Source organism: Pseudoalteromonas translucida KMM 520, assembly GCF_001465295.1.
Lineage (GTDB): Bacteria > Pseudomonadota > Gammaproteobacteria > Enterobacterales > Alteromonadaceae > Pseudoalteromonas > Pseudoalteromonas translucida.
The window spans coordinates 2,594,715-2,606,572 of the sequence record NZ_CP011034.1; the positions used below are offsets into that span (position 1 = coordinate 2,594,715).

At 40.3% G+C, this 11,858-nt stretch carries 10 protein-coding genes; 4 read left to right on the plus strand and 6 right to left on the minus strand.

Annotated features, from left to right (window positions below):
* Positions 1-111 precede the first annotated feature (111 nt).
* Positions 112-1,305: an HD-GYP domain-containing protein gene (locus PTRA_RS11945; RefSeq protein ID WP_058373935.1), complete on the plus strand. Its 1,194-nt coding sequence runs from the start codon at positions 112-114 to the stop codon at positions 1,303-1,305.
* A 7-nt stretch (positions 1,306-1,312) separates the two neighbouring features.
* Here PTRA_RS11945 and PTRA_RS11950 read toward each other — a convergent pair whose 3' ends face one another.
* The 6 genes from PTRA_RS11950 to PTRA_RS11975 all read right to left on the minus strand — a co-directional run bounded on the left by PTRA_RS11950 (position 1,313) and on the right by PTRA_RS11975 (position 6,802).
* Positions 1,313-2,428, minus strand: a complete 1,116-nt coding sequence (locus tag PTRA_RS11950; protein ID WP_058373936.1) for a general secretion pathway protein GspB — start codon at positions 2,426-2,428, stop codon at positions 1,313-1,315.
* 11 nt (positions 2,429-2,439) lie between these two features.
* Positions 2,440-3,357: an ExeA family protein gene (locus tag PTRA_RS11955; RefSeq protein ID WP_058373937.1), complete on the minus strand. Its 918-nt coding sequence runs from the start codon at positions 3,355-3,357 to the stop codon at positions 2,440-2,442.
* 147 nt (positions 3,358-3,504) lie between these two features.
* Positions 3,505-4,020: an Lcl C-terminal domain-containing protein gene (locus tag PTRA_RS11960; RefSeq protein ID WP_058373938.1), complete on the minus strand. Its 516-nt coding sequence runs from the start codon at positions 4,018-4,020 to the stop codon at positions 3,505-3,507.
* 9 nt (positions 4,021-4,029) lie between these two features.
* Complete coding sequence (locus PTRA_RS11965) at positions 4,030-5,691, minus strand: Lcl C-terminal domain-containing protein (RefSeq protein ID WP_058373939.1); 1,662 nt, start codon at positions 5,689-5,691, stop codon at positions 4,030-4,032.
* Between the two features lie 67 nt (positions 5,692-5,758).
* Positions 5,759-6,091 (minus strand): hypothetical protein, encoded by a 333-nt coding sequence (locus PTRA_RS11970; protein WP_058373940.1) that lies wholly within the window; start codon positions 6,089-6,091, stop codon positions 5,759-5,761.
* A 21-nt stretch (positions 6,092-6,112) separates the two neighbouring features.
* Positions 6,113-6,802 (minus strand): DUF2982 domain-containing protein, encoded by a 690-nt coding sequence (locus PTRA_RS11975; protein ID WP_418055001.1) that lies wholly within the window; start codon positions 6,800-6,802, stop codon positions 6,113-6,115.
* Positions 6,803-7,064: 262 nt separating this feature from the next.
* Between PTRA_RS11975 and PTRA_RS11980 the strand changes: the two genes are divergently transcribed.
* From PTRA_RS11980 to msrA, 3 genes are all read left to right on the plus strand, one after another.
* Complete coding sequence (locus PTRA_RS11980) at positions 7,065-8,117, plus strand: efflux RND transporter periplasmic adaptor subunit (RefSeq protein WP_058373941.1); 1,053 nt, start codon at positions 7,065-7,067, stop codon at positions 8,115-8,117.
* A gap of 3 nt (positions 8,118-8,120) precedes the next feature.
* Complete coding sequence (locus PTRA_RS11985) at positions 8,121-11,219, plus strand: efflux RND transporter permease subunit (protein ID WP_058373942.1); 3,099 nt, start codon at positions 8,121-8,123, stop codon at positions 11,217-11,219.
* 87 nt (positions 11,220-11,306) lie between these two features.
* Positions 11,307-11,843, plus strand: a complete 537-nt coding sequence (gene msrA / locus PTRA_RS11990; protein WP_058373943.1) for a peptide-methionine (S)-S-oxide reductase MsrA — start codon at positions 11,307-11,309, stop codon at positions 11,841-11,843.
* Positions 11,844-11,858: the final 15 nt, after the last annotated feature.

Here is an 11,858-nt window from a genome sequence, read left to right on the forward strand (position 1 = left end):
CACTAATTACTTATTCGTATAAAAAGGCACCTTAGGGTGCCTTTTTTACTATGTTAATTGTAATATTTTTGTTACTTTAACTAGTAGAATACTTATATGAAGTGAATTAAATTGAAAGTCATTCCAATTTCGCAGTTATTACCAGGCATGTTTGTACAAAGCGTAACAAAGCAAACCGGACGTATAAAAATAAAAAGCCAAGGCTGGGTTAAAACTCAAGCCGGTATCGATAAATTAAAAAATGTCGGTATTTTAGAAGTTGAAATAGATCCAGATAAAACCCTCATCGAATCAGTGCCTGAAAAAGAGCCAGCTAAGACACCTACCCCTATAGCAAAGCGCGATCCTTGGCAAAAAACGCACAGTGCCGAACAAGAAATGGGCAAAGCTAAAAAGCTTTACGATGAAGCTAAATCTCTACAAATTAAAGCATTTAAAGATATAAAAGCAGGCCGAGATATAGACATAGCGCCTTTTAGAGAGCTTGCTAGTGGTTTTATGGACTCGGTATTTAGAAATCAAGATGCACTCGCTTGTCTTACTCAAATGCGCCAAAAAGATGCCTACTTGTTAGAGCACTCTATTAATGTTTCTATTTTAATTAGCATTTTTGCCAAGCATTTGAATATAGATAAAGATATTATTGAACAGCTAACTACTGGCGCGCTACTGCATGATATTGGCAAAATAAAAATTCCCGATGCAGTGCTCAATAAGCCAGGGCGTTTTACTGATGAAGAATTTACAATAATGAAAAATCATGCACGCTTTAGTAAAGAAATTTTACAAGCTGCGGGGCTCAAAGGTATAGCTGTTGATATTGCTGGTATGCACCATGAACGCTTAGATGGCAAAGGCTATCCGTTTGGTAAAAAAGGCGATGAAATAAGCCAGTATGTGCGTATGGCGTCAATTGTTGACGTGTATGATGCACTCACTGCTGAACGCGTTTATAAAGCGGGTATGGAGCCGATCAAAGCCTTTAAAATATTAAAACAAGGTTGCCCGGATAGTTTTGATAATGAGTTATTGACTAAATTTATTCAATGTATTGGTATTCACCCGGTAGGCACACTGGTTAAGCTCTCGAGTCAAAAAGTGGGGCTGGTTACACAGAGCAACCCTGCCAGCCCATTAAAGCCCATTGTTAAAACTTTCTATAGTGCAAAGCATGAGCGCTACACCCAAGTACAAGACATAGATTTGGCACATAAAAAAAGCCAAGATACGCTTGAGTCGGCAGTTAAAGCTGACGAATACAAAATTGACTTACAACGCTTTTATAAAAATTCAATTTTACCCTAATTAGCCGCTATTGCGGCCAATCTTGTAGCGCCTTTAAGCTAAATTCGTAGCCGTCAAAATCTAGTACGCTTTGCTCTGGTGTTATTTCTCGCACTGTTAATGCACCTATACTATCGCCCTCAAAAAGATCGCGCCCATTGAGCTTGATCCAACGCTTATCGAGTGCAGACGAATATATATGCGCCTGATATTTAAGTGGCGGTAACATGGCTTGCAATCCATCTGGCAACAGCTCTATTGGTTGCACGCGTGATGAGCTGCGCGTTGCTTGCGTTACTTCGTAGTTTTGTGTTTTTTCTGTATCTTGAATAGCTTGATCAAAAGCTGTTTCTAATAATGTTGGATTCTTTGCAAGCGCAGGTCTTTTAGTTTGTTGTGCTGTAGAGCCTTGTGAATCGAGCGGCTTACCAAGCACTTTATACTTACTTAAATCAAGCGATGCCGATGAAGGCATATTTTTTTGAGGTTGCTGCTCAGCTGCTTGTGTTGCCTGGTTATTAATTTGATTGAAGCTAGGTTGATTATAATATGGTTGTGAATATCCCTGCTGATTAATTGCGCCTTGCCCATACGTACCCTGAGCATAACTATTTTGCGGATTTAGGTTTTGCTGAAGTGTGGCTTGATTTTCCATTATTGGAATATATTGCCCTTGCGGCGTAAGTAACATTTGTACTATACCACTGGGGGTTTGTACATATACTAACTGCCCTTGAATTGAAGTTGCTGTATTTACTGCGTCTGGCGGGGCCGTTTTTGACGCTGATGGTTGCGCCGCTAATGCAGCTATGTTTTGCTCTGCAGTTTGTAATCTTGCTCTATTATCTATATCCGATTTGGTTGTTATTGTTGGTTCTTTATCGGCATTAGTATTTTTTAATATTGCTGTAGTGCTAACTTGCTCATTATTACTATTAAATGAGCTGTTTTGTAGCCATTTTCCACTAACAAAACCACCTGCAACACTAAAGCTAACCGCTAAGCTGCCACCAATCACAAACGCTAAGCGGCGGTATCGCACTAGAGACTGTTGTTGTTTAGCCTGTTGTGCCTGCAAGTCATACTGCTCGGCGCTTATATCGGCTTGTTGCGATTGCTTTAACGCATCTAATAAATAAGACATTAATCACCTAACTATAAAATAAATGAAAGCCCTAAGCCTGCTGCAAATAAAGCAACAAAAGCAGAGCAATACAGCCAATATGGCACGGTTTTAGGTGGCGCATTATTAGCCGCAATAAAATCGGGTGGTAGTGACTCCAGAGCCGATTTTTTTATAATACTGCTATCTATTGTTAATTGCTGTTTTGCAAATGCCCCTACTAACGCCCGCTCACACACTAAGTTCATTAATCGTGGCACGCCACCGGTAAGTTGATGAACGCTTTGCATTGCATCCAACGAAAAAATACCTTTATCGCAGCCTGCAATATGTAAACGATGCTTAATGTATGCCACCGTTTGCCCTTGCGTTAAAGGCAGTAAGTGATAGCGAGCTGTTATACGTTGTGCAAGCTGCCTTAACTCATTTCGTTTTAATAATACTTGCAGCTCAGGTTGCCCCACCAGCACTATTTGTAATAGCTTTTTATGATCAGTTTCTATGTTGGTTAGTAGCCGCAGTTGTTCTAGTACATCGGGGGCAAGTAACTGCGCTTCGTCAATAATAAGTATGGTATGCCCACCCGCTTTATTATTTGCTTCTAAGTGCTTTTTTATAACATCGGTAAGGCTTTTTAAACTCGCATTTTGTGCGTCATAATTAATTTTAAGCTCATCACAAATACTGGCCAAGAGCTCAAGCTCTGATAAAGCCGGATTATGGATCATCGCAACTTGAGTATTCTCTGGCAGTTTTTCTAGCATACTGCGAGTAATGGTTGTTTTACCGGTACCCACTTCGCCGGTTAATAATACAAAGCCGCCGTCTTCACCTAGTCCATAGGTAAGGTGCGCTAACGCTTCTTTATGTCGCTCACTTAAAAACAAATAATGGGGATTAGGCGAGATTGAAAAGGGTTTTTCATGCAAACCAAAATAGCTTAAATACACCTGAGTATTCCTTGGTAAATAAATCCCCCCCATAATGGCAAAAAAAGAGCCTTAGTGACAACACTCAGGCTCTTTTATTATTGAAATAACGTAAATTAATGTAAAAAGCGCTGCTTTAAACTTAGCTGTGCATTTACTTATATTGGATTATTTTTCGTAGCGCATTAAGCGTAAATAAACACTGCTGGTTTTAGCGTGCAAACTATTTAGTCCACTGGCAAACTGATATACCCAAGCAGAGTTAATCGTGTTTACACCTGAGGTATTGGTCCAATAGTTTTGTAGCTTTGTGCCCAAAAACACCGACTCGTTAATACTTGGCTCTGTACACCTGTGTTCAACAATACTTGCTAACTCTTTAATATTTGGTACTTGCCAGTCATTATAACTTGCTGTTGTATCGTTAACTGCGCCTCGCAATGCAGCTTGCCAGGTTAATGATGGTGTAGAGCCTTCGCATGTTGCTGTAGCATTGTTATACACTTGTCCGTAACTACAACGCTGCCACATTAAACCTGTTTTGCTATCTGACACTGTGCCATCGGTATTTATTGTAAATCGCTCTGTTGGTGTTGTTTGCGTAACTGAGTCATAACAAACCCCAGCTATTACGTTAAAGCTTAAACTCATTGCCGCAAATGTAGTTATTAATTTAAATTTCATATACTTCCCCTAACGGCTTCTAACTAAACGAACATAAGCAGTATTACTTTTTGGATAAGCAAGGTCATTACCATCGCTCATATCTATAATATAAGCTTGCGATAAACTGGTGCCATCAACCGCTGTTTGAGAGGTCCAATAACGCAAGTGACCCAGTAAACTAACCGCAGGCATATTAGGGAAAATACTCTCATCTATTAATACATTTTGCCCTTGCTTGCCGTAATCAACTAAGCTTAGTAGCTCGGTGTAAGTGGGTACTCGCCAATTTGTGCCACCACAAAAATCTAGCGCATTTACTTCTTGTATATAGCTTTGCAATCCGCAATCGGTATTACTTGGGCAACTAGAGTTAGCAGCGCCTCTTGCACCGCCTACCTGAGGAATAGCAGATTCTGTAAGGTACCATGTGTAATGATTTTGCCCATCGCGTAATGTAGTGTTAGGTACCACACCTGACGCAGGGCTTTTAACCTCCCACACTAAACCGGTTACGTTGTCGCGAATACAACTAAAGTTTTGTGCGTCATCAGCAACTTCATCTGCAAACTCATTTAGTTTGGTGTAATCAAATGCTAAATTACCTTGCCCTACTTTGGCTAAACGATTCGCAAAGCTGTCTCGGCCAAGCTCAGCATCTTGATTTGGAAAGTCTTTACTCACACAGTTTATACGTTGAGTATTGTTGTAGCACTCCCCCACACCTGTATCGTTTATTAACCCAAGCGCTTTAGGTGCAACATCTACAAATACGCTATCATTTGCGGTGCGCCCTTTAGAATCTGTAACCATTACTTCAAAACTTAAAGTGGCGTTAGTGTCTATGTCTGAGGCATAAAAAGTAGTAATACATTGATTGCTATTAGCTAATGTTTCCGCTTTGCCGGTTAGTTGTTGCCAGTCACATTTATAAGTACTGGTTGCGGCAGCGCTGTTACTTGCATCTAAGGTTACTTTATCAAACTCGTTAACTTGCTGATCAGCTCCAGCATTGGCAATAACAACTTGCGCTGTTTTATTTAAAGTCATGTCATATTCAGAGGTTGATTCTCCTCCTTCATCATCGGTAACCGTTAATGACCACTTTAGATTTGTATGGTTTTCAAGCAATGGGTGGCTAAAGCTTAAAGTAGAATTAGTAAAACTATTAATGTTGAGGGCTGGTCCTGATATTAATTGCCACAAGTAGCTATTAATTTGACCATTAGTATCTGGATCTGTTGAGTCTGCAGCGCTTAGCGTTACGGTATCGTTATAAACTGATGGCAATACTTGCGGTGCTGTTTGGGTAATAACAGCTTGGGGTAATTGATTGTTTGAAGTAATAAAAATACTAATATCGTCATTTACTAAGCCACCACCAGCTGTTTGGTAGCTTACTCTGAGCACCAGTTCGCTGTCTGCTTTTACATCTGGTGCGGTAATGGTTTGCACTGCGCCATCGAGCGGAAACCCATCAACAATGGGGCCGCTTACGCGCTGCCAAGTAAACGTACCCTCGGTGGGTGAGCCTTTTGCAGTAATAGTAAAATCGGTTTTTTCAATAATTTGCAAATCGTTACCTGCAAATACAGAAGTTTGAATGTTATCACCATCATCAGAGCCCCCCCCACCTCCGCATGCAACCAATAGTCCACACGACAATAACGGGATTAACGCAATTGCTCTCATACTAAGCACCCTTTTATATCAAAAAATAATTAATAATTATTTATAGCAATAAAAGTGCCACTAAGTACTATAAGTAACTATCTTGATGAATACGTACAAATAACTTAGTACCTATTTTACTGTAATCAACCTTGTATTCTCGCCCATCAAGGGCTTGAATAAATAACAATCGTTTTTCTTCGCCAAACACATCGGTGCTACTAACATAAACAACTTCTAAGTAACGCTCTTTTGCGTCACGGCGGTTTTTTGGCAGTTCTTCTTTAAATGGTTCTAAGCCATTTTGGGTCACTTTAATTCGAGGATGGATCTCAGAATTAACAATGACTAAATCAAGTTTTTTGTCTTTATGTATTATGGTATTACGACCACTTTTTAAAAAAGCTCTTTCTTGGCTCATTATTATTCCTACTGCCGCGTTTTAATTACTTATTTGCGACGCTATAAATTTAAGGGGTTCGCGCTGCCATGTATTTAAGTTAGCACTAAACTCCCAAATATTTCTGTCTAATACACTCGCTGGTAATAATAGATCATAGCCTGTTAGTAACTGCAAATGCTTTGCCCTGTTGGCAAACATTGCTATTAACCCATTATAGCTAATTCCATTTTTAGATCTATATTGTGTATCCTCTACCAGCCATTCTGATGGGCAATCGCCATTTATGCAATTCTTTTGAATTAGTTGCATAAATAAATGACGCTGCTCGATCAATAATTTCCCTGCGATTCTAGGGGCTAAACTCGTTAAAAACTCATCCATGTCGTTTACCTTAATTCCCACCACATTAAGATCTAAGTGCTCAAGCCCTACTGCTACCTTGGGTATACCGCTTGATTTAAAATTGCTATGAGCTAAATGCCAAACACCATATTTGTGCTGATAAGTTAACTGCTCAGCGGTTAACACTAAACTATAAAATGGCTCTTGGGTTTTAAAAAAACCAATTGTTATTGCAGCAATACACAAACTAACTAAAAAAATTTCTAAAATGCTAATTTCGCCAGGACGTAATAAATTAAACAGCATAATAAACAACAAACCAATGGCACCAACAATTAACACTTCTATGCCATGTTTAGCTCCCTGCGCACGATACTTAATTTGCATAGCGTTGCACTCATCCATATTGATAATAAACACTGTAAAAAATGAACATGATAACGCCCCACAATGCTATTTTTCTGAGCATTAAACATTTTTTGCACGACGTATTTAACTTCATAAAATACCTTTTTAAGCTCAAGCATGAGTTTATTTAATTAATTACTATAACTTTTACGCTTAATTCACAAATTAATGGGACATAATACCGCCTTTTCTCGGTGTTATTTCGTACAATAGTTATAATTTATTTTTTGGTATTAAAGCAATGTACTCAAGACAATCAGGTAGAGCTCTTTTTCCATTTATTATTACACTACTCGTAATATTTAGCGTTTATTTATATTTACCCGCTAGCCAAGGTAAACAAGCCGATTTTTCACAAATGGCCACGCAAGTGTCTGCTCACACTGTTACCTCACAAGAAAATGCAGTAATGATTGAAGCTATTGGTAGTGCACGCGCTAACCAAGCTGTCTATATTACCAGCGCACAAAGTGATTACGTGACTAATATTTTCTTTGAAGATGGCGACCTAGTTAGTAAAGGCCAAAAGCTAGTACAACTGCAAAGCCAACAAGAACAAATTGCAGTAAAAGAGCTAAATATTAATTTACGCGAAGAAAAACGCCAACTCGATAGACTTACCGAACTTTCACGTTCGCAGTCAACAGCAAAGTCGCTACTTGAAGAGCAATTATCACGAGTTGATGCCACTCAAGCACAATTAGAAAGCGCTAAAACCAAACTGGCTGAAATGACCATTACCGCGCCGTTTTCTGGCATGTTGGGCAAACGTGAAATATCGATTGGTGCTTATGTAAATAATAGCTCAATTATTACCACGCTCGATGACATAAGTATCATTAAGGTAGACTTTAAAGTACCTGAAAAATATTTAGCGCAATTAGCTACTGGCATGAAAGTGCTCACTCAAAATGATGCTTATCCTGATCAAACCTTTATCGGTAAAGTAACTCATATTAGTTCGCGTATTGATTCAGTTACCCGTAGCGTAGAAGTAACCGCCAGCTTTGCAAATAATTCAGGTTTGCTACGCCCTGGTATGCTACTTAAAACAGCGTTAGAGCTAAGTAGTAACCAAGCATTAATGGTTCCAGAAAAAGCAATTATTCCGCTACAAGACAAACATTACGTATTTCAAATTTTAGACGGTGTTGCTAATCGTATTGAAGTGCATATTGCGGGCAGAAATAACGGCTGGGTTGCTGTTGATGAAGGCTTAACCGATGGTGAGCAAATTATAACTGAAGGGCTAATAAAAATTCGCTCTGGCAGTAAAGTTAGCGTGAAGGGATAACCCGTGAAAATTACCGATATTAGCGTTAAACGCCCCGTTTTTGCGATTGTAATAAATCTACTTTTACTCACCTTTGGGCTCGTTGCTTTTAGCATGCTGCCACTGCGTGAGTATCCTGATATTGAAACGCCTATTGTTAATATTAGTACCGAATATACAGGTGCTTCTGCAGAGATTATAGAAACCAAAATAACCCAAGTTATCGAAAACCGTATCTCGGGTATTGAAGGCATTAAAAGTATTAACTCATCGAGCCGTAATGGCCGCTCAAATATTACGATTGAGTTTGATATTAAGCGCGATATAGATGCTGCATCTAACGATGTGCGCGAACGTGTTGCCCGCGCCGCAGATAGCCTACCTGAACAAGTTCGCCCGCCAGAGGTGTCTAAGTCTAACAGCGATGAAAGCCCTATTGTATGGTTTGTGCTAAACAGCGAAACCATGAACTCAATGCAGTTATCTGATTACGCACAGCGCTTTATTGTAGATCGCTTAGCTGTTGTTGATGGTGTGTCTAACGTGCGCATTGGTGGTGAGCGAAAGTACGCCATGAAAATTTGGCTAAATCGCCAAGCAATGGCTGCTCGCGGTATTACTGCGAGCGATATAGAACAAACACTACGCACCGAAAACGTAGAGTTACCTGCAGGCGAAATTGAATCGGTTGATCGTGACTTTACTGTACGTACAGCCCGCAGTTATAAAGATCAACGCGACTTTCAAAACCTAGTAATAAAGCGCGGTGATGACGGTTACCTAGTACGCTTAAGCGAAGTGGCTGATGTACACCTAGAAGCCGCCGATGACGAGAGTTTATTTCGTGGTAATGGCCGCAATATGATTGGTTTAGGCATTGTAAAGCAAGCTAAAGCCAATACTTTAACTGTGGTTGATAACGCCCGTGCCGAACTTGAAAAAATAAAACGTAACCTGCCCGAAGGAACCACTATAGAGGATAGTTACGACTCATCTATATTTATAAAAGAATCGATTAATGAGGTATACAGCACCCTTGCTATTTCTATGGGCTTAGTTGTATTAATTATTTTTATATTTTTAGGTAATATTCGTGCCACCTTAATCCCTGCAGTTACTGTACCGGTGGCGCTAGTGGGTAGCTTTATGTTTTTACTCGCTATGGGTTATTCTATTAACTTACTTACTTTACTTGCACTGGTACTAGCAATCGGCTTAGTGGTTGATGATGCCATTGTTATGTTAGAAAACATTCATCGCCGCATAGAGCTTGGCGAGCCTCCTTTATTGGCCGCTTATAGAGGCGCGCGCGAAGTGGGCTTTGCAATTATTGCCACCACTTTAGTGCTTATTTCGGTATTTGTACCCTTAGTATTTATGGATGGCCGTATTGGTGCTTTATTTACTGAGTTTGCCATGGCGGTAAGTGCCGCAGTGTTTTTCTCAAGTATTACAGCACTTACTCTTTCACCTGCGTTATACTCTAAAGTATTAAAAGCTTCTGAAAAAGAAAGCAAATTCAGCCAGTCAATGAACCGCTTTTTTGCTAAGGTTGAACTTAGTTATCGTAACTCGCTTGCCTCTAATATGACCCGAAAATGGGGCTTAATGATCAGCTTGTTATTAGCCGGCTTTGTTAGTTATTCATTATTTACTCAAATACCGTCTGAGCTAACACCTAAAGAAGACCGTGGAACCTTTTTTGTTATGATGAGTGGCCCTGAAGGTGCCAGTTATGAGAACAATGCCGCTAATATGAGTAAAATTGAAGAGCGCTTAATGCCTTACTCTGAATCTGGTGAGCTAAGCCGTGTACTTGTTCGCGTACCTGGCTGGGGCGGCAGTGGCGGTGTAGCAATTGTAGGTATGGCCGATTGGGACAAACGCCAACGTTCTACCTGGGTAATAATGGACGAAATAAGCACTAAGCTGCAGGAAGTTACCGACGTGCGAGCCTTTGCTATTATGCGCAGAGGCATTGGCGGCGGTGGTTCATCACGCCCAATTGAGTTTGTACTACAAGGTAACGATTACGCACAACTAGCCGATTGGCGCGACCGCATTATAGAGCGCGCTGAGAAAAACCCAGGGCTGGTTAGAATTGATCATGATTACAAAGAAACATTCCCACAGTTTTTAGTCAGCATAGATAAAAACAAAGCAGCCGATTTAGGTATTTCTGTATCTGATGTAGGGCGTACACTTGAAACCATGCTAGGTCAGCGTCGTGTTACTACTTTTATAGATCGCGGCGAAGAGTATGACGTTATTTTAAAAGGCACTAAAGAAGACTTTGCCAACCCTACTGATATATCAAACATTTATCTTAAATCACGCAGTGGCGAGCTAGTCCCACTTGATAGCTTAATTAGCTTAAAAGAAGAAGCTACCGCATCGCGCTTAAACCGCTATAACCGTATGCGTGCTATTACTTTAAGCGCCAACTTAGCCGATGGTTATACACTTGAGCAGGCACTTAACTTTTTAAATAAAGTGGCCATGGAAGAAAACGACATAGATGGCGCGATTGACTACAAAGGCGAGTCGCAGTTGTTTTATGAAGGTGCTTCGGCTATGACCTACGTGTTTATTTTAGCACTTACGGTTACCTTTTTAGTACTAGCGGCACAGTTTGAAAGCTTTATGCACCCATTTGTAATAATGCTTACCGTCCCCCTTGGCTTAATGGGCGCTATGTTTGGCTTGTGGGCCACTGGCCTTACGCTCAATATTTACAGCCAAATAGGTATTGTGATGCTCATAGGGTTAAGTGCTAAAAACGGCATATTAATTGTTGAGTTTACTAACCAACTACGCGACAAAGGCGTAGAGTTTAGCGAAGCTATTTTACAAGCCGCTACGCAGCGCCTACGCCCTATTATTATGACCTCATTAACCACAGTTATGAGTGCTGTACCATTAGTTTTAGCCTCGGGGCCGGGTGCTGAAAGCCGTATGGTAATTGGTGTTGTAGTGTTTACCGGTGTTGTTGTATCAACCCTACTAACGCTGTTTGTAGTACCCGCTGCTTACTATGCACTTGCGCGCAATACACAGTCACCTGAGTTTTTACAGCAAAAACTTGATAAACAAGCCGCTAAAAAGCCATTCGAAGAGATCTAACCTCCTAATAGCGTCGTAACCTTGTTGTTACGACGCTTTAGACTTATGCTCTGCATAATCTAAACTTACAGCTATTTTGGAGTATTTATGAGTTCAACAACGCAAGTTGCTACCTTTGGTGGCGGCTGTTTTTGGTGTATAGACGCCGCATTTAGACGAGTAAACGGCGTATTAAATGTAAGCTCAGGTTACACAGGTGGCAACACAGACACTCCTACCTATAAATCAGTATGCTCAGGCACTAGCGGCCATGCAGAAGTAGTGCAAATTGAATTTGACGACACTATTATTAGTTTTGAAGTATTATTGGCAATGTTCTTTACTTTGCACGACGCTACCCAGCTCAACCGCCAAGGTAACGATATAGGCACGCAATACCGCAGTGTTGTGTATTATCACAATCAAACACAACTAACACTTACTAACGCGGTGATCGCTCAATTACAAAGCCATGTAAGCGAGCCGATAGTAACCGAAGTTAGCCCTGCCACCACGTATTATCCGGCAGAGCATTACCACCAAGACTATTACAACGAAAATCCAAACCAAGGCTATTGCAGTATTTTAATCGCCCCTAAACTACATAAATTCGAAACCGAATTTAAAGAGTTTTTAACTGGTTAAATCAATTTTGTAACG

Bases quoted from the DNA above. Each gene is read 5' to 3' on its own strand.
- PTRA_RS11950 (WP_058373936.1), bottom strand. From the start codon at position 2,428: ATGTCTTATTTATTAGATGCGTTAAAGCAATCGCAACAAGCCGATATA.
- PTRA_RS11960 (WP_058373938.1), bottom strand. From the start codon at position 4,020: ATGAAATTTAAATTAATAACTACATTTGCGGCAATGAGTTTAAGCTTT.
- PTRA_RS11970 (WP_058373940.1), bottom strand. From the start codon at position 6,091: ATGAGCCAAGAAAGAGCTTTTTTAAAAAGTGGTCGTAATACCATAATA.
- msrA (WP_058373943.1), top strand. From the start codon at position 11,307: ATGAGTTCAACAACGCAAGTTGCTACCTTTGGTGGCGGCTGTTTTTGG.
- PTRA_RS11965 (WP_058373939.1), bottom strand. From the start codon at position 5,691: ATGAGAGCAATTGCGTTAATCCCGTTATTGTCGTGTGGACTATTGGTT.
- PTRA_RS11980 (WP_058373941.1), top strand. From the start codon at position 7,065: ATGTACTCAAGACAATCAGGTAGAGCTCTTTTTCCATTTATTATTACA.
- PTRA_RS11975 (WP_418055001.1), bottom strand. From the start codon at position 6,802: ATGCAAATTAAGTATCGTGCGCAGGGAGCTAAACATGGCATAGAAGTG.